This is a genomic window from Roseospira visakhapatnamensis (assembly GCF_014197915.1).
Taxonomy (GTDB): domain Bacteria; phylum Pseudomonadota; class Alphaproteobacteria; order Rhodospirillales; family Rhodospirillaceae; genus Rhodospira; species Rhodospira visakhapatnamensis.
In genome coordinates this window covers 133,829-156,407 of record NZ_JACIGK010000004.1, presented here as the reverse complement: position 1 = coordinate 156,407, position 22,579 = coordinate 133,829, and the positions used below count along the sequence as shown (strand labels likewise).

Annotated in this window: 22 protein-coding genes; 15 read left to right on the top strand and 7 right to left on the bottom strand. The window is 71.8% G+C overall.

Going from position 1 to position 22,579, the window contains the following annotated elements; genetic code table 11:
* Window positions 1–17: 17 nt before the first annotated feature.
* From GGD89_RS04260 to cobT, 3 genes are all read right to left on the bottom strand, one after another.
* Window positions 18–1,799: a GAF domain-containing sensor histidine kinase gene (locus GGD89_RS04260; RefSeq protein ID WP_184042861.1), complete on the bottom strand. Its 1,782-nt coding sequence runs from the start codon at window positions 1,797–1,799 to the stop codon at window positions 18–20.
* A 389-nt stretch (window positions 1,800–2,188) separates the two neighbouring features.
* Window positions 2,189–3,139 (bottom strand): DMT family transporter, encoded by a 951-nt coding sequence (locus GGD89_RS04255; protein WP_246422514.1) that lies wholly within the window; start codon window positions 3,137–3,139, stop codon window positions 2,189–2,191.
* A complete protein-coding gene (gene cobT / locus GGD89_RS04250) occupies window positions 3,136–4,200 on the bottom strand; it encodes a nicotinate-nucleotide--dimethylbenzimidazole phosphoribosyltransferase (protein WP_184042860.1) in 1,065 nt (354 codons plus the stop codon). The genes GGD89_RS04255 and cobT overlap by 4 nt, the downstream gene beginning before the upstream one ends.
* Before the next feature lie 75 nt (window positions 4,201–4,275).
* On the opposite strand from cobT, the gene cobS reads away from it, so the two are divergent.
* From cobS to cobU, 3 genes are read left to right on the top strand one after another with little or no spacing between them, the layout of a single operon-like run.
* The gene (gene cobS, locus GGD89_RS04245; RefSeq protein WP_184042859.1) at window positions 4,276–5,070 is read left to right on the top strand and encodes an adenosylcobinamide-GDP ribazoletransferase; all 795 of its coding nucleotides are present in this window, start codon (window positions 4,276–4,278) and stop codon (window positions 5,068–5,070) included.
* A 12-nt stretch (window positions 5,071–5,082) separates the two neighbouring features.
* Window positions 5,083–5,742 carry a histidine phosphatase family protein gene (locus GGD89_RS04240; RefSeq protein WP_184042858.1) on the top strand — a complete coding sequence of 220 codons (660 nt, stop codon included), beginning with the start codon at window positions 5,083–5,085 and terminating at the stop codon, window positions 5,740–5,742.
* A 20-nt stretch (window positions 5,743–5,762) separates the two neighbouring features.
* Window positions 5,763–6,299 carry a bifunctional adenosylcobinamide kinase/adenosylcobinamide-phosphate guanylyltransferase gene (gene cobU, locus GGD89_RS04235; RefSeq protein WP_184042857.1) on the top strand — a complete coding sequence of 179 codons (537 nt, stop codon included), beginning with the start codon at window positions 5,763–5,765 and terminating at the stop codon, window positions 6,297–6,299.
* Here the strand turns inward: cobU and GGD89_RS04230 are convergent.
* Entirely contained in the window at window positions 6,284–7,273 is a 990-nt protein-coding gene (locus tag GGD89_RS04230; RefSeq protein ID WP_221238316.1) for a metallophosphoesterase, read from the bottom strand. The genes cobU and GGD89_RS04230 overlap by 16 nt on opposite strands.
* A 331-nt stretch (window positions 7,274–7,604) precedes the next feature.
* Between GGD89_RS04230 and GGD89_RS04225 the strand changes: the two genes are divergently transcribed.
* The 6 genes from GGD89_RS04225 to GGD89_RS04200 all read left to right on the top strand — a co-directional run bounded on the left by GGD89_RS04225 (window position 7,605) and on the right by GGD89_RS04200 (window position 13,457).
* Window positions 7,605–8,972, top strand: a complete 1,368-nt coding sequence (locus tag GGD89_RS04225) for an EAL domain-containing protein (RefSeq protein WP_184042856.1) — start codon at window positions 7,605–7,607, stop codon at window positions 8,970–8,972.
* The gene (locus tag GGD89_RS04220) at window positions 8,965–10,461 is read left to right on the top strand and encodes an EAL domain-containing protein (RefSeq protein ID WP_184042855.1); all 1,497 of its coding nucleotides are present in this window, start codon (window positions 8,965–8,967) and stop codon (window positions 10,459–10,461) included. Before GGD89_RS04225 ends, GGD89_RS04220 begins: the two co-directional genes overlap by 8 nt.
* Before the next feature lie 39 nt (window positions 10,462–10,500).
* Window positions 10,501–11,304, top strand: a complete 804-nt coding sequence (locus GGD89_RS04215; RefSeq protein ID WP_184042854.1) for an ABC transporter ATP-binding protein — start codon at window positions 10,501–10,503, stop codon at window positions 11,302–11,304.
* Window positions 11,305–11,409: 105 nt separating this feature from the next.
* Entirely contained in the window at window positions 11,410–12,231 is an 822-nt protein-coding gene (gene panB, locus GGD89_RS04210; RefSeq protein ID WP_184042853.1) for a 3-methyl-2-oxobutanoate hydroxymethyltransferase, read from the top strand.
* Window positions 12,232–12,233: 2 nt separating this feature from the next.
* On the top strand, window positions 12,234–13,115 hold the full coding sequence (panC, locus tag GGD89_RS04205) for a pantoate--beta-alanine ligase (RefSeq protein WP_184042852.1): 882 nt from the start codon (window positions 12,234–12,236) through the stop codon (window positions 13,113–13,115).
* Between the two features lie 51 nt (window positions 13,116–13,166).
* Window positions 13,167–13,457 carry a PAAR domain-containing protein gene (locus GGD89_RS04200; RefSeq protein WP_184042851.1) on the top strand — a complete coding sequence of 97 codons (291 nt, stop codon included), beginning with the start codon at window positions 13,167–13,169 and terminating at the stop codon, window positions 13,455–13,457.
* A 12-nt stretch (window positions 13,458–13,469) separates the two neighbouring features.
* Here the strand turns inward: GGD89_RS04200 and GGD89_RS04195 are convergent, their stop codons facing one another.
* The 3 genes from GGD89_RS04195 to GGD89_RS04185 are packed head-to-tail and all read right to left on the bottom strand — an operon-like array spanning window position 13,470 to window position 16,958.
* Complete coding sequence (locus tag GGD89_RS04195) at window positions 13,470–14,597, bottom strand: ABC transporter ATP-binding protein (protein ID WP_184042850.1); 1,128 nt, start codon at window positions 14,595–14,597, stop codon at window positions 13,470–13,472.
* Entirely contained in the window at window positions 14,594–16,261 is a 1,668-nt protein-coding gene (locus GGD89_RS04190) for an ABC transporter permease (RefSeq protein ID WP_343058531.1), read from the bottom strand. The genes GGD89_RS04195 and GGD89_RS04190 overlap by 4 nt, the downstream gene beginning before the upstream one ends.
* 49 nt (window positions 16,262–16,310) lie before the next feature.
* Window positions 16,311–16,958 carry an alpha/beta hydrolase gene (locus GGD89_RS04185; protein ID WP_184042849.1) on the bottom strand — a complete coding sequence of 216 codons (648 nt, stop codon included), beginning with the start codon at window positions 16,956–16,958 and terminating at the stop codon, window positions 16,311–16,313.
* A 639-nt stretch (window positions 16,959–17,597) separates the two neighbouring features.
* Here GGD89_RS04185 and cysE point away from each other — a divergent pair.
* The 6 genes from cysE to mnmA all read left to right on the top strand — a co-directional run bounded on the left by cysE (window position 17,598) and on the right by mnmA (window position 22,577).
* Window positions 17,598–18,428: a serine O-acetyltransferase gene (gene cysE, locus GGD89_RS04180; protein ID WP_184042848.1), complete on the top strand. Its 831-nt coding sequence runs from the start codon at window positions 17,598–17,600 to the stop codon at window positions 18,426–18,428.
* A gap of 100 nt (window positions 18,429–18,528) precedes the next feature.
* Window positions 18,529–18,990, top strand: coding sequence for an Rrf2 family transcriptional regulator (locus GGD89_RS04175; RefSeq protein ID WP_184042847.1), 462 nt, complete (start codon window positions 18,529–18,531; stop codon window positions 18,988–18,990).
* 103 nt (window positions 18,991–19,093) lie between these two features.
* Entirely contained in the window at window positions 19,094–20,200 is a 1,107-nt protein-coding gene (locus GGD89_RS04170) for a cysteine desulfurase family protein (RefSeq protein WP_184042887.1), read from the top strand.
* 131 nt (window positions 20,201–20,331) lie between these two features.
* A complete protein-coding gene (locus tag GGD89_RS04165) occupies window positions 20,332–20,661 on the top strand; it encodes a ferredoxin family 2Fe-2S iron-sulfur cluster binding protein (RefSeq protein WP_184042846.1) in 330 nt (109 codons plus the stop codon).
* 22 nt (window positions 20,662–20,683) lie between these two features.
* A complete protein-coding gene (gene tenA / locus GGD89_RS04160; RefSeq protein ID WP_184042845.1) occupies window positions 20,684–21,421 on the top strand; it encodes a thiaminase II in 738 nt (245 codons plus the stop codon).
* A gap of 52 nt (window positions 21,422–21,473) precedes the next feature.
* Window positions 21,474–22,577 carry a tRNA 2-thiouridine(34) synthase MnmA gene (mnmA, locus tag GGD89_RS04155; RefSeq protein WP_281396660.1) on the top strand — a complete coding sequence of 368 codons (1,104 nt, stop codon included), beginning with the start codon at window positions 21,474–21,476 and terminating at the stop codon, window positions 22,575–22,577.
* Window positions 22,578–22,579 lie beyond the last annotated feature (2 nt).

The window sequence follows — 22,579 nt, the reverse complement described above, 5'->3', positions numbered from 1 at the left end:
CCTGGGGAGGCTGCGCCTCAGGGGGGCGCCGGAACTTCCTCGCGGGGCTGGTCCGGGGCCTGATCCCGGGCTTGATCCCGTGTGGGGGCCCGCGTGGCGGGCGGGAATGACAGGGTGATGGTGGTGCCCTGGTCCAGTTGGCTTGTCAGGGTGATCGATCCGCCATGGCGTTCGATCAGGGTTTTCACCAGCACCAACCCCAGCCCGGTTCCCTCGATCTCCTTGCGCTCGGCATTGCTGGCCCGCATGAACGGCTCGAACAGGTTGGCCTGGTCCTGTTCGGAGATGCCCATGCCGGTATCGGCCACGATGACGTCGAGCCCGCCGGACGGCGTCCGCGTGCAGCGGATGTCGACGGCGCCGCCGCGCGGCGTGAACTTGATCGCATTGGACAGCAGGTTGAACAGCATCTGGCGAAAGGCCCGGTGATCGGCCATGACGGGCTGGATATCGGGGGCCACGTCGACGGTGATGGCCACGCCGTGGGTTTCCGCCCGGGTCCGCACCATGCGCAGGCAGCGGTCGAGTTCCTCGCCGGGGTTCAGCGGCTCCAGGGTGAGATCCACCTTGCCGGACTCGATGCGGGCCAGGTCCAGGAGGTCGTTGATCAGGTCCAGAAGGTGGGTGCCGCTGTGGTGGATGTCGGTCACGTACTCTTCGTAGCGGTGCTGCCCGAGGGCGCCGAACAGGGCCGCGCGCATGATGTCGGAAAACCCGATGATGGCGTTCAGCGGGGTCCGCAGTTCATGGCTCATCGCGGCCAGGAACTCGGACTTGGCGCGGTTGGCGGTCTCGGCGCTCTGCTTGGCCTGGAGGGCTTCCAGGCGGGCCGTCTCCAGCATCTCGGCCTGGGCCGCCAGTTCGTGGGCCTGCCGCGTCATGGTGGACTGGGTGTACACCAGTTCGGCCTCGCGGCGTTTCTGGTCCTCGATCTCCAGAAGAATCCCGCAGAACACGACCTCGTCGCGGGCGACGCGATGGGGCCGCGCCCGGGTCATCCACCACCGCAGCGATCCGTCGGGCAGGACGAAGCGGCCCTCGAACGCCCAGGTCGTCAGGGTCTGGGCCGCCTCGGCCAGGGAACGGTCCAGTGGTCCGGCGTCGTCGGGATGAAGGGGCAGCTTGGACAGGTCGGTGACGGTGTCCTCGGTCGGGGCGCCGAACACGTCGTCCAGCGTCCCGGCGACGACTCGCACCGCGCGGGACCCGCCGGCGCGGTAGTGGCACAGGTACAGGACGGCGGGAAGGCGCTGCGCGATGTCGTGCAGGCACCATCGCGACCACGGTGTCTCGGCCGACGACGGTGGCCGCGACTGCGTCGTCCTGGCCGTCCGAAGGTCGGTTTCGAACATCGTCCGGAACCGGTCGACCAGGCGCCGGCCGAGGTCGGCCAGCGGTCCGGGCGTGTCATGGAACAGGCACAGCGTGCCGAAGGGGGTGCCATCCGGCCACAGCAGCGGCACGCCATGATAGGCGCGCCAGTCCCGGTAGGGGGCGGGGGCGTCGGCCCATGCCGGATCCTCCCGCGTGTCGGGGATCGACGCCGGCTGGCGCGTGGCGCCGACGATTTCGCAGGGCAAGGTCCCGGTGCGGGGAAGGTTCCGTCCGGCGGCGAACGGCGTGCCGGGGTCCGCCGTGCTGGCCACGATGTCGACAGTCAACGGATGGAGTTGCGTGACCACGCAAAGTCCCACCGCACAGGCCTCGGCCAAAAGATCAAGGCTGTCGCGCCAGTCATCCAGCACCAACCGCGACATGTCCGGATACGTGCAGTCAACGCGTGTCGGGGTGTGGGTCATGCGTCTCCGTTGCCTTGTGTGTGCCGTCGCTCGCTCCCGTCCTGCCGACCAGGACCGGGGTGATGGGGCGGTGGCATGTCCGGCGGGCCGTCCGCCGGGCTGCCGATGTCGTCGCGCGCGGCCCTGACTCGGGGGCATCGTTCGCGTCTGCCTCCGGCGAGGCCGGATGGTCCCCGCTGCCCGACGACGGCCCATGCATCGGCGGTCGCGCCACCGCCCGAGCCTGGAGTTTACCACCACCAAATCAACCGGGGACGTGCCAATGCGGCGCCCGAACGAAAATTGTCAAGAATTCACGCCGCGTCACAACCAAAATTCGAGACACGGGTCCCCTTGCCGCATGAGGGTGGTCCGCCATCCGGGTGCCGTCGTGCCGGGATCCGGACCGCTCACGACGGATCCGGCGGTGCGCGGGCCGGTCGCCGGGTGGCCAGCCACAAACCCGACAGAATCAGCGCCAGGCCGGCGCCGTGCGCCCACAGCACCGATTCTCCCAGCAGGACCATCGACATCAACCCGCCCACCAGGGGCATCAGGTACAGGAACTGGCCGGCCACGTTGGCCCCCACCAGGGCGACCCCGCGATTGAAACAGGCGAAGGCCAGGATCGACGGGAACAGCGCCACGTACGCCACCGCGCCCAGGGTGACGGTGTCCAGGGGCATCACCCGCCCGCCGACCAGGGTCTCCCAGAGGTACAGGGGCGCCAGCAGCACGGCGCCGATCAGGAACGTGGCGGCCAGGAACACCGAGGCGGAGACCTTCGGCCGCACCCGCAGCAGCGCGGTGTATCCGGCGTAACAGACCACCGCCGCCAGCACCCACAGGTCGCCGGCGTTCCACTGGAGGCCGAGAAGCACGCCGGGATCGCCCCGGCTGATGACCACGGCGGCCCCGGCCAGGGAGATCAGCAGGCCCACGGCTTGCCAGGCGCGCACCCGCTCGCCGAACACCGCGAAGGTCCACAGGATGATGAGCACCGGCATGGCCGTCTGCATCAGCAGGGCGTTGATGGCCTGGGTGTGCTGGAGGCCGATGTAGAGGAAGGTGTTGAAGACGGCGATGCCCAGCCCGGACAGCACCAGCACGATCGGCCAGTGTGCGCGCAGCACCGGCCATTCTTTCCGCAGGCGCGGCCAGGCGACCGCCAGCAGGATCAGCCCGGCCACCGTCCAGCGCCAGAACGCGAGGCCCACCGGCGGCACGTGGCCGGCCACCGCCCGCCCGACGATGGCGTTGCCCGACCAGAAGGTGATGGTCAGGAACAGCAGCAGGTAGGGACGGTCGGCAATCCGTGCCAGCCGTCCCCGCAGCCCCGGTTCCCGTGACATGGATGTCATGCCGGGTCCTTGTCGGTGACGCCGGCCTCGGCGAAGGTGGCCATGCCGACGTGGCAGGCCACGGCGCTGCGCAGCAGCCCAAGGCAGGTGAGCGCGCCGCTTCCCTCGCCCAGGCGCATGTCGAGGGTCATCAACGGCCGCTTGCCGAGGGCCGCCAGCAGGCGCTGGTGCCCGGGTTCCATGGACACATGGGCGGCCAGGCAGTGGTCGAGCCCGTGGCTGTCCATGGCCTGCCAGACGGCGAGGGCGGCGGAACAGATGAAGCCGTCCATGAAGACCGGGACCCGGGCGTGCCGGGCCGCCAGGGCGCCGCCGGCCATGGCCGCGAGTTCGCGTCCGCCCACCCGGCGCAGAGCCTCCAGCGGGTCGCGCAGGGCGTCGCCGTGCCGGGCGATGGCCGCCGACACCACCGCGCGTTTGCGGGCCAGGCCGTTATCATCCAGGCCGGTGCCGCGCCCCACCCAGTCCACGGCGGTGCCGCCGAACAGCGCCTGGCTCAGCGCGGCGGCGGCGGTGGTGTTGCCGATGCCCATCTCGCCGACGATCAGGGCGTCCACGCCCGACAGGTCCAGGGTCAGGCCGGCGTTGAGGGCTTCCAGGACCTCGGCCTCGGTCATTGCCGGGGCCTCGTCGAACGGCGCGGTGGGCCGGTCCAGGTCCAGCGGGATCACCGCCAGATCGGCGCCGTTGGCCCGGCACAACTGGTTCACGGCGGCGCCGCCGGCCTGGAAGTTGGCGACCATCTGATGGGTCACCTCGGGGGGATAGACGGACACGCCGCGCGTTGCCACGCCGTGATTGCCCGCGAAGACGACGCAGCGGATCCGGTCCAGCGCGGGGGGGTGGCGCCCCTGCCAGGTGGCCAGCCAGCACGCCAGTTCCTCCAGGCGCCCCAGCGACCCGGCCGGCTTGGTCAGGGTCGGTTCGCGGGCCTCGGTCCTGGCGCGGGCGTCGGTGTCCGGGCCGGGGGCGCCGCGCACCAGGGCGCGGATCTCGTCGAGGGAGGCGGCGGGCGGCAGGGGGCCGGAGCGGGCGGGCGAGGCAGCGGCGGAGACGGACATGGATGGATCGATCCTGTGGTTTCAGGTAAACACGGCGCCCCGAGCCTTACCCGAAGCCGACGGAGAAATCACCCCATGGCGTTGGCCGAACCGCCCGACCGCGCGGCGCCGCTGCGGCGTCCTCTCAATGAACTCGCCCTGGCGGTGGCGTTCCTGACCCGCCTGCCCTGGATTCCGGCCGACTGGACGCCGCCCCTGATGAGCGCCGCCTGGGCCTTTCCCTGGGCCGGGGCGCTGCTGGGCCTGGTCTGCGGGGTGGTCGCGGGCGGGGCCGCCGCGCTGGGGGCGGCGCCCTGGCTGGCGGCGACCCTCGGGGTGGGGGCCTGCATGCTGGTCACCGGCTGCCTGCACGAGGACGGCATCGGCGACACGGCGGACGGCATCGGCAGTGGCCGGGACCGGGCGCGATCGCTGGAGATCCTGCGCGACTCCCGCATCGGCACCTATGGCATGGTGGCGGTGCTGTTCTCGGTGCTGATCCGCGTCGGTGCCCTGGCCATGCTGCTGGAGGCCGGACCCTGGACCGTCGCGCTGCCCGCCTGGGTGCTGGCCGCCGCGCTGGGGCGTGCGGCCGGTCCGCTGTTCATGCGTGTGTGCCCGCCGGCCCGCGCCGACGGGGTGGGCGCCGGGGCGGGTCGGCCGTCGGTGGGCGGAACGGCGGTGGCCATGGTCGCGCCGCTGCTGGCGGGCCTGGCCCTGACACCCTGGCCGGGCGGGGTGCTGGCGCTGCTGGGATCGTTGCCGTTGCTGGCCTGGCTGGGCTGGCTGGCCCGGAAGCGGCTGGGCGGCTACACCGGGGACGTGATCGGCGCCGCCATCCTGATGGTGGAATGCGCCGCCCTGGTGCTGTTGGCCCTGGTCTGGTGTTGAGGGAGGACCCGGATGAGTCTCGCCGCGAAGCCCGTCGCCGCCCCGGCCGAGACCCGCTGGTGGCTGATCCGCCACGCGCCGGTGCCCGACGCGGAAGGGCGCATCGTCGGCCGCCTTGATCTGGCCGCCGACACCGGCGATGACGAGGATCTGGAGGCGCTGGCCCGCCGTCTGCCGGCCCGCGCCGTGCTGGTCACCACGCCGTTGACGCGCACCGACCAGACGGCGCGCGCGCTGGCCGCCGCCGGCGCCCGCCTCTCCCGGGCCACCGAGGAGCCGGACTTCCTGGAGCAGCATTTCGGCGCCTGGCAGGGCGCCACCTGGGGCGGGCTGGCCAGCGCCGATCCGCCCGATCCGGTGCTGGCCGCCTTCTGGGCCGAGCCCACCCGGGCCACTCCGCCGGGCGGAGAGAGCTTCGCCGCCGTCATCGACCGGGTGGCCAGCGGGCTCGACCGCTGGAGCGCGGACCACGCCGGGCGTGACATCGTCGCCGTGGTCCATGCCGGCACCATTCGCGCCGCCCTGGCCGTGGCCCTGGGGCTTGATCCGGCCACCGCGCTGCGGTTTGTGATCGATCCGCTGTCCCTGACCCGGCTCGACCGGCTGGCCGGCGGCGGTGACTGGGACGGCGGCTGGCGCGTGGACTGCGTCAACAGTCTTGCGATGGCGTGAGCATGATGGAGGGCTCGCCGATGCCGCATCCCCTGCGGACCCTGATCCTCGGCGGTGCCCGGTCGGGCAAGAGCCGCCATGCCGAGTCCCTGGTCCTGGACGCCGCCGGAATGGCGCGCGCGCGGCCGGTCTATCTGGCCACCTTCAGGCCCTGGAGCGACGCGCCCGACGCCGAGATGGACGAGCGCCTGCGCCTCCATCAAGAGCGGCGCGGGGACGCCTGGACGACCGTCGAGGCGCCGGTGGGCCTTCCCCGGGCGCTGGAGGATCACGCCGGGGCGCCCGTGCTGGTCGATTGCCTGACCCTGTGGCTCACCAACCTGCTGCTCGACGAGGCCGATCTGGACGCGGCCTTCGGCGCGCTTGACCGCGCCCTGGCCGCCCGGGCGGCGCCGGTCGTGCTGGTGGCCAACGAGGTGGGGTTGGGTCTGGTGCCGGAGACCCCCCTTGGCCGTCGCTTCCGCGATCAGGCCGGGTTCCTGAATCAGCGGGTCGCGGCGGTCTGCGATCGCGTCGTGTTCATCGCCGCCGGCCTGCCGCTTCAACTGAAGGGGTAGGGGGTCGGTCGCGGGCCGCCGCCCACCGTGGCCGGGCTCGGCGATGTTTGCAGGAAGCGCAGGCCGCCGCCCTCCAGCACGCCACAGGTCAGAATGCCCGAGTCATGGGCGCCGGTGTCCAGGGCGATGCGGTTGGCCAGCACCAGCGGACGCGGCAGGATGGTGTGCCCGTGCACGACCACGGCGCCGAAGTCCTCGGTGCTGGTCAGGAATGGCCCGCGGATCCACAACAGGTCATCCAGGGCCTGGGACTCCAGCGGCACGCGGGGCCGGACGCCGGCATGCGCGAAAAAATACCCCCCCAGTCGAAAACTGGGGCGGAGATTGCGCAGGAACACCAGATGGCGCTCCGGCAAGGCGTTCAGCAGGGCCTTGCGAAGCTCGTCCTGGCAGGAGACCGACAGGAAACCGCTGGACGGCGCGTCGATCCCGTAGCTGGTCAGGGTCTCCAGGCCGCCGTTGAACAGCCAGCCCGCCGGGTCGCTCGGGCCTTCCAGGAACGACAGCAGGAAATGTTCGTGGTTGCCCAGCAGGAACACGCATTGCAAGGCGTCGGGAAGATTGTTGGTGAGGATGTCCAGAACCCGGCGGGAGCGCGGCCCCCGGTCGATGTAGTCGCCCAGGAACACGGCCACGGCGCCCTGATGGCGCTGGCCGTCGGCGCGCATGTCCTGATCGATGGCGTCCAGCATGGCCTGGAGCAGGTCGGCGCGGCCGTGGATGTCGGGGATGGCGTAGACGCGGATGCCGGTCGGCAGGCGCGCCGGGGCCGGCATCCAGAACGTCGCCGGCCAGGATCCGTCCATCACGCGCACGTCGAGGGCCTTCCGTTTCGGGTCCTGTCGTGTCTTGGCGCCGGCCCCGGCGCGGATGACGGTGTCCGGCCCCCTGTGGGCGTCGGGGCTGGTATCCAGACGGTCGCCGTCCTGAGTAACGACGTGGCGGCCTCGCGCCGGCCGGCGGACCGGCGGCACGGAGACCGCACCCGTCGGGCCGGCGGCTCGGTTGCCGGAGATAACCGAAGGGCGAGGATCCGAGCTTGGTTCACCACGCTTCCCCGAACATCCATCGACCAGTCCCCGAGCCGGCGCTCCCTGGGCCGTCGACCCCGGGTTCGACGCTCCACGGTTCCGTATGACGCCATTGGCGTGCGGCGTCCATGCCGAGGGTCTTTGAGAGGTCACGTCAATCCATGCTATCGTTCGCCGCACCCGGGGTGCCCCGTCCGTCCGACCGCCTAAGCGATAGCATGACGGTATCCAACCGGACGGTAACATTCATCATATAATTGATCGACTCTAGCACATGCGACTGCCCAGCACCTTCGTCCATGGGGACCAGAGTCTTCTGGACTGCCTGGAGCGATTCTCCCGCGCGCCGGAAGGCTGTCGGGCTGTCCATATTGCCCTGTCCGATTTGCGGTCTCGCCATCGAAGCTGGATCCGGCTGCGGATCGCGGCGTCGCTGTTCGCCCCGCTGGTGACGGGGTATGCCGCCGAGGTCTTCCTCCTTTCAAACGGGGATCTTGTGGTGGTGGGCCGCGACCTGCCCGCGACCCTGCTGGAGACTCATGTGGAGCGGCTGCGCGCCCTGTTCCAGGGCGATCCGGCCAGCCGGGCGGTGGACGCGGACGGTCGCGATGCCTTTGTCACCTACCACGCGCTGGAAGCCTCCGGCGGCGAACTGGCGCGCCGGGTCGAGGCGATCCGGCGGGCGCCGGCGGACTCCTGGCGCACCGTGAGGCGGACCCAGGACAAGGTGCCCCAGCCCATGGTTCCGCGCCTGATGAAGTCGGTGGGCGCGGCACTGGCGGCGATCGAGCCGCACCCGCTGGTGCGGCGCCAGGCCGTGATTCGGATCGACGTGGCGCGGCATGGCCACGTGGCGTTCGAGGAGGTGTTCGTGTCTATCGGCGAGGTCCGCCGTCTCTGTGCGCCGGACGTGGACATCACCGCCAACCGCTGGCTGTTTCAGGAGTTCTGCCGTCTGCTCGACCAGCAGATGGCGCGGGCGCTGGGGCGCCTGGACCGGACGACGCTGCCCGGGGCGCTGGCGGTGAACCTCAACCTTGAGACGGTCACCGGGCCGGTGTTCGAGGACCTGTCGCGCGGGCTGCGTCCCGGGACCCGCCTGCTGGTCGAGGTGCAGATGGTCGACGCCTTCGCCAATCTGGCGCGCCTGCGCGAGGCGGCGGCCCTGCTGCGCGCGCGGGGCCATGCCCTGGTGCTGGACGGCGTGGATGCGCGGGCGCTGGGCCTGGTGGATGTGGGGAGGCTGGACGTGGACCATGTGAAGGTCCTGTGGGATGCGGACCTCGCCGACACGCGCGGCGCCGCCGGGGCGATATCGCCCGCCGCCGCGATCGAGGCCATCGGCGCCGACCGCCTGATCCTGGCCCGCGTGGACTCCGAGGCCGCCTTGCGGTGGGGGATGGCCCATGGGGTGCGGTCCTTCCAGGGGTTTTTCCTGGATCGCATGCTGGGGGCCACCACCATGGTCGGCTGTCCCAAGCAGGCGCTCTGCACCCTGGCCCAGTGCGTCGAGCGTCGGCGCGCCGCCGTGTCGGGACGCGCGGCCTGTCCCCATCCGCCGCGTCTCCACGCGGTCACGCGCCTGAGCGGCATGCCCACCCGGCGGGGACGGGGAACGGCGAAAGGCCCGGCCCATGGCTAGGATGCGCGCCATCCGATCGGGGTTCGCCCTGCCCGACTACGTCCGTGAGATCGGTGGTGACTACTATGATCTGCGCTCGTTGCGGGTGCGGGTGTCGGACCTGCGGCCCGAGAACCGTGCGCCGGACAGCCTGCGGGCCATCGAGGAGGCCCTCACCCCCCTGGCCCTGGACGGCCTGGCGCGGTTGTTCCGCCTGCCCGAGGGCGACTACCTGCTGATCTTCCGCAAGGAGGTCACGGATCGCGTGCGGGCCGTGCTGGTGGGGTTGCGGTTCCTCATCTCCGACGATCCCCTGAGCGAGCATCTCGGCGCCCCGGCGGGCCAGGATACGCCGCTGCTGATCTGGCGCGACCTCGGCGAGAGTTTCGAGGCCTTGCGCGCCCTGGCCAGCGAGTACGAACGGATCGCCGCCAAGCGCGCCGAGGCCGCCGCGCGCCGGGACGGCACCCGGGCCGGCCAGGCCACGGGCGATGCCGCGCGTGCCCTGGCCGAGGCCGAGGAGGCCGATCACGACGACAAGACCGCCGCGGCCGGCGCCGGCGTGCCCGGCGTGCGCCCGCCGCTGGCCGAGGGGGCGGTCCGGCCGGACACCGACGTCCCGGCCGCCATGGTCTGGCGTCCCATCGGTCCCAGGACCGACCAGCCGCCGTCGCCGGATCCGGCGGCCCTCTGGACGGCGCAACCCTGGGCCGGTCCCCGGGGGTCATGGGGCGGACGCCGGCCCATCGATGCCGAGGTCCTGGACCGGCTGGAAAACGGGCTGGCCCAGGCCGACCTGTCCAATCACGTGCGCTGGCAGCGGGTCTGCGCGATCGTCGGCACCGCGCCGCCGCGTCCGGTGTTCACGGAAATCTACGTCTCCATTCCGGAACTGCGCGAGACCATCGCCCCGCGCATCGACCTGACGGCCAACCGGTGGCTGTTCCAGCACTTCACCGAGACGCTGGACCGCCGCGTGCTGGCCTACCTCAACCGCGAGGGCGTGCGCACCAGCAAGGACGGCTTCTCCGTCAACCTGAACGTCCAGACCATCCTGTCCGACACCTTCCTGCGCTTCGAACAGGTGCTGGCCGCCGGGACCCATGGCACGGTGGTCTTGGAACTGCGGGTGGAGGATGTGTTCTCGGACCTGGACGCCTACGTCTTCGCTCGGGACTATGTGCGCCAGCGGGGCTACCGCCTGTGCATCGACGCGCTGGACCCGGAAACCCTGGGACTGCTGGACCGCGCCCGCCTGGGCGCCGATCTGGTCAAGCTGTTCTGGACCCGGGATCTGCCGGCGCGCATGATCACCGACGACGGGCTGGCGCTGGCCCGGCGGCTGCGGGCCGGCGAGGGATCGCGGACCGTCCTGGCCCACTGCGACAGCGCCGAGGCCGTGACGCTGGGACAGGATTTGGGCATCACCCTCTTCCAGGGGCGGTCCGTGGACGACCTGCAGGGCATCATCGACGACTCGGTGCCGATGCCGCGCGGGCCGCGCCGGTGACCCGGGCGGCGGCCGGGTGAGGGATCGGAAGGCACGGACATGGATGTGGGCACGGGCACGGGCGTGGACGGGGAGCGCGGTGACGCCGCCCCCCTGGTGATCGAGGCGCGCGGGCTGACCAAGCGCTTCGACGCGCCGGCCGGCGGGACGGTGACCGCCGTGGACGGGATCGACCTGTCGGTGCCGGCGAACAGCACGGTGGCCCTGCTGGGCGGCAACGGCGCCGGCAAGACCACCACCATCTCCATGATCGTCGGCCTGCTGCTGCCCACCGCCGGCAGCCTGCGGGTGCTGGGCCGGGACATGGCCACCGACCGGCACCTGGCGCTGGCGCGCATGAACTTCTCGTCGCCCTACGTGGACCTGCCGCACCGCCTGACGGTGCGCGAGAACCTGACCGTCTACGGGCACCTCTACGGTGTCCAGGACCTGCGCGCGCGCATCACCGCCATGGCCGCCGACCTCCACCTCACCGACCTGCTCAACCGGCCCGCCGGCAAGCTGTCGGCCGGGCAGAAAACACGGGTGGCGCTGGCCAAGGCGCTGCTCAACGATCCGGTGTTGCTGCTGCTGGATGAGCCGACCGCCTCGCTGGATCCGGACACCGGCGACTGGGTGCGGGGTTATCTGGACTCCTGGCGCCGGCGCGTGGGGGCGACCATCTTCCTGGCCTCGCACAACATGGCCGAGGTGGAGCGGTTGTGCGACGACGTGCTGATCATGAAGGGCGGGCGCCTTCACGATCAGGGGTCGGCGACGGCGTTGATTGCCCGATATGGGCGTAAAACCCTGGAAGAAGTGTTCCTGGATATCGCCCGGGCCGAGGACGCGCCCGTGGGTTGAGCGAATGCCCCGGTGGTGTCGTGGTGTGACGATTCGGGGCAGTCAAGGGCGCGCGTTTCTGGTAAAGGACCCGCCCCGCGTCCCCTCACCATCAGGATCCCCGCCATGAGTGCCGTGCACCCCGCCACCCGCCGGCTGACCGTTCGCGACATCCAGGCCCGCAAGGGCGCCGAGCCCGTGGTGTGCCTGACCGCCTACAGCACGCCCATGGCGCGGCTGCTTGACCCGCATGTGGATCTGTTGCTCGTCGGCGATTCGCTGGGGATGGTGCTCTACGGCCTGCCGACGACGTTGGGCGTGACGCTGGAGATGATGATCGCCCATGGCCAGGCGGTCGTGCGCGGCTCGACGCGCGCGCTGGTGGTGGTGGACATGCCGTTCGGCTCGGTCCAGGAAAGCCCGGCCCTGGCCTTCCGCAACGCCGCCCGTGTGCTGGCCGAGACCGGCGCGGCGGCGGTGAAGATCGAGGGCGGCCGGGAAATGGCCGAGACCATCGCCTTCCTGGCGGCCCGGGGCGTGCCCGTGATGGGGCATGTGGGCCTGCGCCCGCAGATGGTTCATGCCATGGGCGGCTTCCGTGCCCAGGGCCGGGGCGACGCCGAGGCCGAGGCGCTGGTGGAGGATGCCTGCGCCGTGGCCGAGGCCGGCGCCTTCGCCATGGTGGTCGAGGGCACGGTGGTTGACGTGGCCACGCGGGTGACCAAGACGGTTCCGGTGCCGACCATCGGTATTGGGGCCTCTGTCGCCTGTGACGGACAGGTGCTGGTGACCGAGGACGTGCTGGGCCTGTTTCCCGACTTCACGCCCCGCTTCGTGCGCCGCTACGCGGACCTGGCCGTTCCCATCGAGGACGCGGCCGCCGCCTATGCCGCCGACGTGCGGGCGCGCCGCTTCCCGGGCCCCGAACACATCTTCGCCGCCAAATGACCATGACCGCGCGCGCTCCCCTGCCGGTGGTCCGCGACACCGACGCGTTGCGCCGGACCGTGGCCGACTGGCGCGCCGCCGGCCTGACGGTCGGTTTGGTCCCGACCATGGGCGCCCTGCATGACGGGCACCTGTCGCTGGTGAGGCTGGCGCTGGCCCGGGCCGACCGGGTGGTGGCCTCGCTGTTCATCAACCCCACCCAGTTCGGTCCCCGCGAGGACTTCGCCGCCTATCCGCGCGCCGAGGCCGAGGATGCCGCCAAGCTGGCCGCCACCGGCTGCCACCTGCTCTATGCGCCGGACGCCGCCGGTATGTATCCCGCCGGGTTTTCCACGACCGTGACGGTGGAGGGTGCCTCCCGGGGACTGTGCGGCGACCGGCGGCCAGGCCATTTCCAGGGCGTGGCCACCGTGGTCGCCAAGCTGTTGCTGCGTGCCTGGCCGGACGTGGCGGTGTTCGGCGAGAAGGACTACCAGCAGCTTCAGGTCATCCGCCGCCTGGCGCGGGATCTGGACATCCCGGTGGCGATCGTCGGGGGGCCGACGGTGCGCGAGTCGGACGGCCTGGCCCTGTCGTCGCGCAACGCCTATCTGACCGCCGACGAACGGGCCATCGCTCCGATGGTGTATCGCGTGCTGACCGAGGCCGTCGACGCCCTCGCCCCGGGTCATCTGGCCGCGCCGGTGCTGGCCGAGGGCGTGGCCCGCCTGACGGCGGCCGGGATCTCGGAGGTCGAGTACCTGGAGTTGCGCGATGCCGAGACGCTGGCGCCACTGGAAGTCCGTCCCGCCGATCGTCCGGCGCGCCTGCTGGTCGCCGCGCGCCTCGGCCGGACGCGGCTGATCGACAACGTGTCGGTGCCCGCCGCCGCTGGCGCGGGGTGACCGGGTGGGCTACCCTGTCCGGGATCGCGGCTCCCGTGGACGGAGGAACCGATGGGCCAGCCCGCCGCCCGCATGACCGACATGCATGTCTGCCCGATGGTCACGGGCATCGTGCCGCACGTGGGGGGACCCATCGTCAAGGGCGAACCCACGGTGCTGATCGGCAAGCTGCCGGCGGCGCGCCTGGGCGATATGGCGACCTGCGTCGGCCCGCCCGACACCATCGTCAAGGGCTCGGCCACCTGCCTGATCGGCAAGATGCCGGCGGCGCGCATGGGTGACAGTTGTTCACACGGCGGCACCATTGTGCTCGGGATGGTCACCACCCTGGTCGGCGGCTGACCGTCGCGACCGTCAGGGCGCGGCCATGGGCGGTGCCTCGGCGGTGTCGTCCGGTCCCTCGTCGGGGAACACAAAGCACTCGTCGGTCTCGATGGCCAGGCCCAGCAGGTCGCCGGGCGCGCAGGTGGGGCGGCCGGGCACCCGGGCCGTCAGCGGCATCACCGGCTCATCCGATCCGGGTCGCGTCAGGCCCAGCAACAGGATTGTCTCGTGCCCCAGCGGCCGCACCGATACCACGCGGGCGGCGAAGCCGGTCTCGCCCGCCAGGGTGGGGATGAGCGCCTCCGGGCGGGCCAGCACCCGGGCCGCCGCGCCCTCGGCCAGGTCCGGGGCGTCGAACAGGCCCAGGGGCGTGGCCACGCGCCCGCCCTCGACGCGGCCGACGCATTCGTTGACCTCGCTGAAGAAGCGCACCGCGAAGGCCGATCGCGGCCGGTGGTGAAGCTGCATGGGGCTGTCGATCTGTTCCACCCGGCCGGCCTGCATGAGGGCGACCCGGTCGGCCATGAACATCGCTTCCTCGGGATCGTGGGTGACCATCAGCGCGGCCACCCCGGACTGTTGCAGCACCCGCAACGTCTGTTCCCGCACCGCCCGGCGCAGGCGGGTGTCCAGGCCGGAGAACGGTTCGTCCAGCAGCAACAGGGCCGGTTCGGGCGCCAGCGCCCGGGCCAGGGCGACGCGCTGTTGCTGGCCGCCCGAAAGCTGGTGGGGGTAGGCGCCGGCGCGCTCCGCCAGGCCCACGGTGCCGAGCATCGCCAGGGCGCGGGCCCGGGCGGCGCGGCGGGGGCGGTCCTTGAGCCCGAACAGCACGTTGCCGAGCACCGAGAGATGCGGGAACAGCGCGAAGTCCTGGAACAGGAAGCCGACGCGGCGTCGCTCCGGCGGGACGTGGGTGGGGCCGGCGTCCTCGACCCGGCGGCCGGCGATGTCGACGCGCCCGGCCCAGGGCCGGTCCAGGCCGGCCGCGAGCCGCAGGGTGGTGGTCTTGCCGCAGCCGGAGGGTCCCAGCAGGCAGACCACCTCTCCCCGGGCCAGGGACAGGCTCAGGGCGCGAACCACCGGCGCCGCGGCGTGGTAGCCGTGGGTGACGTCCTCGAAGCGCAGGGCGGGCGGCGCGGCGGCGATGGTCCCGGTCATGGCGCGACTCCGCCCCAGGCGCGGGCGCGGGTGATGGAGCGGCTCAGCAGCACCACGGGGATCAAGCCCGTCAGCACGATGCACAGGGCGGCCAGGGCGGACTGTTCCAGCAGTTCGTCGGAGGCGTACTGATAGACGTGCGTGGCCAGGGTGTCGACGTTGAACGGTCGCAGGATCAGGGTCGCCGGCAGTTCCTTCATGGCATCGACGAACACCAGAAGGCCGGCCGTCAACAGGCTGCCCCGGATCAGCGGCGCGTGCACCTCGCGCAACACCTGGCCGGGCGCGCGGCCCAGGGTGCGCGCGGCCATGTCCAGGCTGGGGCGCACCCGGCCCAGGCCGGCGTCGATGGTGCCGTGCGACAGGGCCAGGAAGCGCACCGTGTAGGCGAACAGCAGCGCGACCACGCTGCCGGACAGCAGCAGGCCGGTATCCAGGCCGAAGGTGGCCTCCATGACCCGGTCGAGGGCGGTGTCGAGGCCGGCCAGCACCGTCAACACGCCCACCGCCAGCACCGCGCCGGGGATCGCGTAGCCCAGCCCGGCGCAGCGCACCAGCAGCCGCAGGCCACGCCCCCCGTGCAGGCGCACCGCGTAGGCCAGGAACAGGCCGATGGCCACGGCGATGAGGGCCGCGCCCGACGACAGGGCCAGGCTGTTGAGAGCCTGGGTGACGAAGCCGGTGGTCCAGGACTCGGAAAACCGGGTCACCGCGTGACGGCCCAGGACCAACGCGGGCACGCCGAAGCCCACCACCACCGGCGCCGCGCAGGCCAGGGTCGCCAGCACGGCCGGCCCGCCGGTCAGACGGGTCGTCGCCGGGGTGCGGTTGCGGGTGCCGGTGGCCTGATAGCCGCGCCGCCGCCGCCCCAGCCGTTCGAGCACCAGCAGCACCACCACGAAGCCCAGCAGCACCAGCGCGATCTGCGCCGCCCCGGGGCGGTTGTGCATGATCAGCCAGACGTTGTAGAGGCCGGCGGTCAGGGTCTGCACCGCGAAGTAGTCCACGGTCCCGAAGTCGTTCAGGGTTTCCATCAGGACCAGGGCCAGGCCGACGACGATGGAGGGGCGCGCCAGCGGCAGGGCCACCCGGCGGAACGTGCTCCAGGGACCACAGCCGAGGGTGCGGGCCACCTCCAGCACGCAGGCCGACTGCTCCAGGAAGGCGGAGCGCGCCAGCAGATAGACATAGGGATAGAGCACCGCCGTCATCATCAGCGCCGCGCCGGGCAGGCTGCGGATCTCCGGGAACCAGTAGTCGGCGGCGCTGGTGACGCCCAGCGCGGCGCGGATCGTGCCCTGGACCGGTCCGGCGTAGTCCAGCAGGTCGGTGTAGACGTATGCGATCACGTAGGCCGGCACCGCGAGCGGCATCAGCAGCGCCCATTGGAACAGGCGCTGGCCGGGAAAGCGGTACAGGGTCACCAGCCAGGCCGTGCCCACGCCCAGGATCAGCGTGCCGGTCCCCACCGCGACCATCAGCGCCAGGGTCGTGACGACATAGTGGGGCAGCACGGTGGCCGCCAGATGCGCCCAGATGGCGCCACCGCCCGGCCCCAGGGCGATGACCAGAACCGCGACCACCGGCAGGGCCACGATGCCGGCGGCCGCCAGGCTGCCGATGACCCATGAACGGTGGCGAGGGATGGGCGACGGACGAGCCACGGGGTCCAGCTCCGGCGGGGAGAGGGCGGCGGCGGGCGGGGTTGGCCGGTCAGCGGATGCGGTCGGCGTTGGCGTCCAGGTAGCCGCCCACGGTCTTGGCCAGGTGCTCCAGGTGATCGGTGAAGAAGTGGGTGGCGCCCGGGATCACGGTGTAGTCCACGGTGATGGTCTTTTGCGTCGACAGCTTGGCCGCCAGCTTGGCGACGGCGGCGTCGGGGACGATCTCGTCCCTGTCGCCATGCACGATCAGGCCGGACGACGGGCACGGCGCCAGGAAGGTGAAGTCCTGCCGGTTGGCCGGCGGCGAGACGGCGACGAAGCCGCTGATCTCCGGGCGGCGCATCAGAAGCTGCATGCCGATCCAGGCGCCGAAGGAGAACCCGGCGACCCAGCAGTTGGTGGCATTGGCGTTGATTCCCTGGAGCCAGTCGAGGGCCGAGGCCGCATCGGACAGCTCTCCCTGGCCGTTGTCGAACACGCCTTGCGACCGGCCCACACCCCGGAAATTGAACCGGAGCACCGAGAAGCCCCGCCGCGAGAACACGTGGTGCAGGGCGTAGACCACCTTGTTGTTCATGCTTCCCCCTTGCTGGGGATGGGGGTGCAGGATCAAGGCGATCGGGGCGTTGGGGGTCTTGCTGTGGTGATAGCGGCCTTCCAGCCGGCCTTCGGGGCCATTGAAGATGACATCGGGCATGGGGGCGGTGGGATTCCGTTTGCGGGTGGAGACCGGGGCTCGGAGGGGGCCGGAGGCCCGTGGTCGGGGGTTAGGGACGAGACCGTCGGGGCGCGGCGCGCCGGGTGGTCGGGATGGCCTGGTGGCGAGGAACGGCCCGGAACGAGGATCCGCCACGCGCGAGGGTGCGGCGCGTCAACACCTTACCGGTCCGCTGGGCCAATGTCGGGGGCCGCTGTCTGGAGGTGTCGCCCGTTACCCCCACTGAAGGGCCGGGCTTTCTTGACCACGTTTCTCGGATACCATACACTGCTCTTTCCATGGGTGCCCGTGGGTCGGACCGGCGCCGGGTTGGCGTCGTGTGGGTCGGCGGCGTCGGGTCGCATGGCGCCGTGCGATCCTCCCGGGCGGGCGTCGCCCCTCTTCGACACTCTCCGTCGACGGAGACTGTCGACAGGGGCTTCGGCTCAGGGGGCTCCGGCCCAGGAGATGGCGCGCCGATGGTGGACGCGGGTGGTCCCCTGAAGCCGGCGTGCGTGACGTGCTGGACCAACGGGGCGATGGACCCGTGATGTGTTGGGCCGATGAGTTGGACCTCGGCCGGAGACGACGACTCCGGCGCGCACAGTAACATGAGTCATGTTGAGGATTTCAAGCGTCATGGTGTTCAGCAGGCTCAGGGAAGACATCGCCACCATCCTGGAGAAGGATCCGGCGGCCCGCTCATGGGCCGAAGTGTTGTTTTGCTATCCAGGGCTGCATGCGGTGATGGTTTATCGCCTGTCGCATGGTCTCTGGGGAGCCGGCTGGCGCTTCCTGCCGCGCTTCATCTCGCACCTGGCGAAGGTGTTCACCGGCGTGGAAATCCACCCGGGTGCCCGCATCGGTCGCCGGCTGTTCATCGATCACGCGACCGGCGTGGTGATCGGCGAGACCGCTGAACTGGGCGACGACGTCACCCTGTATCAGGGCGTCACCCTGGGCGGGACCTCGCTGAACAAGGGCAAGCGCCACCCCACCCTGCGCGACGGCGTCATCGTCGGGTCGGGGGGGCAGGTGCTCGGTCCCGTCACCATCGGCTCCGAGGCCCGGGTGGGCGCCAACGCGGTGGTGCTGGCCGACGTGCCCAGTGGCGCGACCGTGGTCGGCATCCCGGCCCGCGTGGTGCGGCGCGACCATGTGGACGAGACCCGCCATTGCGAGTTCCAGGCGTACGGAACGCCCACCGACGGCATCGCCGATCCGGTGGCCCGCACCGTCACCGGCTTGACCGACCAACTCGGGCGCCTGGCGGCGCGAGTCGAGGATCTGGAGCGGTCGCTGGTCGAGGCGCGCGCCGACGCCCCGGATGGTCGTGGTCCGGGAGCACCGATTCCCTTGCGGCGGACCACCGAGTCGGCCGCCATGTCCGGGACCCTCGTCGAGGACCCGGGCCAGGACGATGAGACCCACCGTGATCCGGCCGCCGACCGTCGCCGGGTGGGGCCATGAGGGCCGGGGGGACCGATGGGGCCGGTCAGGACCTGTCGAGGGCTATCCCGTCGGCCAGCCAGACGGCCGTGTCGGCCACAGCGAAGAAGGAGAGAACGGGGTGAGGCTCAGCACCAAAGGTCGATATGCGGTCATGGCCATGGCCGATCTGGCGGTCCATTCCCAGGACAAGCCGGTGGCCCTGGCGGACATCGCCGAGCGTCAGGAGATATCGCTGTCCTACCTGGAGCAGCTCTTCGGCCGCTTGCGCAAGGGGGGGCTGGTCAAGAGCGTGCGGGGACCCGGCGGCGGCTACATGCTGTCGCGGCCCGGCAGCGACATCCGCATCTCCGACATCATCCTGTCGGTGGACGAGCCGATCCAGACCACGCGGTGCTCGCCGGGGTCGCCGGCCGGCTGCCACAACAACAAGGGCCGATGTCTGACCCACGACCTGTGGGAAGAACTCGCCAACCAGATCTACCTTTACCTCAGTTCCGTGTCCCTGGAGGACGTCTGCGAGCGGCGCGTCCTGGGCACCAGCGGTCTGATCACCGGCTTCCAGGCGTCCGCCGCCCAATAGGCCGGCGGGTGAGGCCGGTGGGTCGGGTCGGGGCGGACGCGGGACAGGGGCATGACGGCCGGTCGGTCGAGGCCGGACCCCGCGCGTGCCATTCGGTCCCGCGATGACCGGCGATCTCGTCTATCTCGACCACAACGCGACGGCGCCGCTGCGGCCGGGCGCGGCGGAGGCCATGCGGGCGGCGCTGGCGGTGGTCGGCAATCCGTCCTCGGTGCATGGCCATGGCCGGCGCGCCAGGCGCTGGATCGAGGACGCGCGCGAGGCCGTGGCGGCGCTGCTGGCGGTGCCGCCGGCCTGGGTGGTGTTCACCGGCGGCGGGTCGGAGGCCAACGGGCTCGCCCTCTCGGGGCTCGGGGATGGTCCGCGCCTGTGCTCGGCGGTGGAACACGACTCGGTGCTGCGCTGGGTGCCGGAGGACGGTCGTCTGCCGGTGGACGCGCTGGGCGTGATCGACCTGGAGGCCCTGGGCCGGGCCTTGGCGAAGGCACCGGGGCCGGGCCTGCTGTCGCTGATGTGGGCCAACAACGAAACCGGGGTGGTGCAGCCGGTCGCCGAGGCCGCCGCCCGGGCGCGTGCGGCCGGCTGGCGGGTGCACTGCGACGCGGTGCAGGGGCCGGGCCGGCTATCGCCCCTGGACATGGCCGCGCTGGGCGTGGATCTGCTGAGCCTGTCGGCCCACAAGCTGGGGGGACCGGCGGGGGTCGGGGCGCTGATCGTCGCCGACGGGGTGACGCTGGCGCCGCTGGTGCGGGGTGGCGGCCAGGAACGCGGACGCCGTGCCGGCACCGAGAATCTGGTGGGCATCGCCGGTTTCGGCGCCGCCGCCGAGGCGGTGCGCGCCGGGGGTGCGGCCGAGTCCGCCCGCCTGGCGGCGCTGCGGGATCGCCTGGAGGCGGGCCTTCGGGCCTCCTGCCCGGTGGCGGCCATCCATGGGGCGGGGGCGGCGCGGCTGCCCAACACGACCTGCGTGGGCCTGCCCGACACGGCGCCGACGGCCGACATCCAGGTCATGCGCCTGGATCTGGCGGGCGTGTCGGTGGGCGCCGGATCGGCCTGTTCGTCGGGCAAGGTGGCGCCGTCCCACGTGCTGCGCGCCATGGGCCTGACGGAGGCCGCCGCTCGCCGCGCCCTTCGGTTCAGCCTGGGATGGTCGTCGACCCCGGCGGATGTCGAGCGGGTCCTGGCGGCGTGGGCCGCCCTCGCGCCCTGACCGCGGGTGAGCCGCCGCTTGCGAGTCCCCGGCCCCGGCGGTATCCATGCCCGATCCCGGTGCGCCGGGCCGGGCCGCCCGGCCCCCGATCCCGCGCCGTCCCTGACCCCTGACTCGGAGGCATTCAAGGCATGCCGAAGCTCGTCTTCATCGACCGCGACGACTCCCGCCACGAACTGGACGTGCCCGTCGGCCTGTCGGTCATGGAAGCGGCCCATCGCAACAACATCGACCTGGAGGGCGCCTGCGAGGGATCCCTGGCCTGTTCCACCTGTCACGTGATCGTCGATCCGGCCTGGTTCGACAAGCTGGACGAGCCCAAGGAGGACGAGGAGGACATGCTTGACCTCGCCTTCGGCCTGACGCGCACCTCGCGCCTGGGTTGCCAGATCATCATGCGCGACGATCTCGATGGCCTGACCGTTCGGTTGCCCGCCGAAACCCGCAACGCCCAACTGTGACCTCTTGACCGGCGAGCCTGTCATGACCGATCCCGCGACCGAGACCGACGATCAGACCGCCACCGATGGCCCTCCCGAGGCCGTGCCCGGCCTGGCCGAGGCCGATAGCCTGTTCGCCCGGCTGCGTCATGCCTGCCGGGACGATTGGTCGGCCTACGTCGACCACGACTTCGTCCGGTGGATGGCCGACGGTACCCTGCGCCAGGAGTGCTTCCGCCACTACATGGGCCAGGACTACCTGTTCCTGATCCAGTTCGCCCGCGCCTATGCCCTGGGGGTCTACAAGAGCGAGACCCTGGACGACATGCGCCGCATGAGCGAGGGCATGGGCGGCATCCTGGGCGAGATGGGCCTGCACGTGAAGTACTGCCAGGCGTGGGGCATCGCGCCGGAGGAACTGGAGCGCCTGCCGGAGGCCAAGGCCACCATGGCCTACACCCGCTACGTTCTGGAACGCGGGGTGGCCGGCGACCTGCTGGATCTCAACGTGGCGCTGGCGCCCTGCGTCGTCGGGTACGCCGAGATCGGGGCGCGGCTGCTGGCCGAGGGCGTGGACGACGACCACCCCTACCAGGCCTGGATCCGGGAGTATGGTGGCCCCGGCTACCATCAGGTGGCGCGCAGTGCCGTCGAGACCCTGGACCGGCTGATGGTCGAGCGCGGCGGCCCCGGCCGCCTGCCCGGCCTCATCGACACCTTCCGCAAGGCCACCATCCTGGAGGCCGACTTCTGGCAGATGGGACTGACGCTTGCCCGATAGTCGCGCGACCGCCACCCCGGACCCCCGGTCCGGGACCGATCCCGGTCCGGATCTGGCGCCGGGGCGGGGACGGCGCGCGGTGGTGGCCATGTCGGGCGGGGTGGACAGTTCGGTGACCGCCGCCCTGCTGGTCGAGGCCGGCTATGACGTGGTCGGCCTGACCATGCAGCTGTACGACCAGGGCCAGGCGGTGGCCGGCGGGCGCACCTGTTGTGCCGGCCAGGACATCCACGACGCCCGCCGCGTGGCCGACCGGCTGGGGATTCCCCATTACGTGGTGGACTACGAGGGCGCCTTTCGCCGCGACGTGATGGAGCGTTTCGCCGACTCCTACGTGCGCGGCGAAACCCCGGTGCCCTGCGTGCTGTGCAACCAGACGGTCAAGTTCCGCGATCTGCTGGGGGCGGCCCGCGACCTGGGGGCCGAGATTCTGGCGACCGGCCACTACGTGCGCCGGCGGGAGGCGGCGGACGGTCCCGCGCTGTGGCGGGGCCGCGACTCCGCCAAGGATCAGAGCTATTTCCTGTTCGCCACCACGCGGGCGCACCTCGCCATGCTGCGCTTTCCCCTGGGCGACCTGACCAAGGACCAGACCCGGGCGCTGGCGCGGCGGCACGGCCTCGCGGTGGCCGGCAAGGCGGAAAGCCAGGACATCTGTTTCGTCCCCGGCGGCGATTACGCCCGGGTGGTGGAGCGGTTGCGCCCGGGGGCGCTGGACCCTGGCGACATCGTGGACCAGGCGGGGCGTGTTCTCGGCCGGCATGACGGCATCATGCATTACACGGTCGGCCAGCGGCGCGGCCTGGGGATAGGCGGCACCGAGGCGCCGCTCTACGTGCTCCAGCTGCGGCCCGGGCGACGCGAGGTGGTGGTGGGGCCGCGCGAGGCCCTGGCGCGGGACCGTTTCGCCCTTCACGGGCTCAACTGGCTGGGGCCGGGGACGGCGCCGCCGGAGACCGGGATCCGGGCGATGGTCAAGATCCGCAACACCTTCGATCCGGTGCCGGCGACGGTCGAGGTGCACGCGGACGCGCGCGCCCGGGTGACCCTGGAGACCCCGGCGCACGGCGTCGCGCCCGGCCAGGCCTGCGTGCTGTACGAGGGCGAGCGCGTGCTGGGCGGCGGCTGGATCGCCCGCGAGGGGCTCTCGGAATGACC

Excerpts from the sequence above, each read along its gene's own strand:
- GGD89_RS04225 (WP_184042856.1), top strand. The coding sequence starts at position 7,605 with ATGCGACTGCCCAGCACCTTCGTCCATGGGGACCAGAGTCTTCTGGAC.
- GGD89_RS04200 (WP_184042851.1), top strand. The coding sequence starts at position 13,167 with ATGGGCCAGCCCGCCGCCCGCATGACCGACATGCATGTCTGCCCGATG.
- GGD89_RS04165 (WP_184042846.1), top strand. The coding sequence starts at position 20,332 with ATGCCGAAGCTCGTCTTCATCGACCGCGACGACTCCCGCCACGAACTG.
- GGD89_RS04255 (WP_246422514.1), bottom strand. The coding sequence starts at position 3,139 with ATGACATCCATGTCACGGGAACCGGGGCTGCGGGGACGGCTGGCACGG.
- cobU (WP_184042857.1), top strand. The coding sequence starts at position 5,763 with ATGCCGCATCCCCTGCGGACCCTGATCCTCGGCGGTGCCCGGTCGGGC.
- GGD89_RS04240 (WP_184042858.1), top strand. The coding sequence starts at position 5,083 with ATGAGTCTCGCCGCGAAGCCCGTCGCCGCCCCGGCCGAGACCCGCTGG.
- cobS (WP_184042859.1), top strand. The coding sequence starts at position 4,276 with ATGGCGTTGGCCGAACCGCCCGACCGCGCGGCGCCGCTGCGGCGTCCT.
- GGD89_RS04215 (WP_184042854.1), top strand. The coding sequence starts at position 10,501 with ATGGATGTGGGCACGGGCACGGGCGTGGACGGGGAGCGCGGTGACGCC.
- tenA (WP_184042845.1), top strand. The coding sequence starts at position 20,684 with ATGACCGATCCCGCGACCGAGACCGACGATCAGACCGCCACCGATGGC.
- panC (WP_184042852.1), top strand. The coding sequence starts at position 12,234 with ATGACCGCGCGCGCTCCCCTGCCGGTGGTCCGCGACACCGACGCGTTG.
- GGD89_RS04185 (WP_184042849.1), bottom strand. The coding sequence starts at position 16,958 with ATGCCCGATGTCATCTTCAATGGCCCCGAAGGCCGGCTGGAAGGCCGC.
- cobT (WP_184042860.1), bottom strand. The coding sequence starts at position 4,200 with ATGTCCGTCTCCGCCGCTGCCTCGCCCGCCCGCTCCGGCCCCCTGCCG.
- GGD89_RS04260 (WP_184042861.1), bottom strand. The coding sequence starts at position 1,799 with ATGACCCACACCCCGACACGCGTTGACTGCACGTATCCGGACATGTCG.
- GGD89_RS04170 (WP_184042887.1), top strand. The coding sequence starts at position 19,094 with ATGACCGGCGATCTCGTCTATCTCGACCACAACGCGACGGCGCCGCTG.
- GGD89_RS04195 (WP_184042850.1), bottom strand. The coding sequence starts at position 14,597 with ATGACCGGGACCATCGCCGCCGCGCCGCCCGCCCTGCGCTTCGAGGAC.
- cysE (WP_184042848.1), top strand. The coding sequence starts at position 17,598 with ATGGTGTTCAGCAGGCTCAGGGAAGACATCGCCACCATCCTGGAGAAG.
- GGD89_RS04220 (WP_184042855.1), top strand. The coding sequence starts at position 8,965 with ATGGCTAGGATGCGCGCCATCCGATCGGGGTTCGCCCTGCCCGACTAC.
- panB (WP_184042853.1), top strand. The coding sequence starts at position 11,410 with ATGAGTGCCGTGCACCCCGCCACCCGCCGGCTGACCGTTCGCGACATC.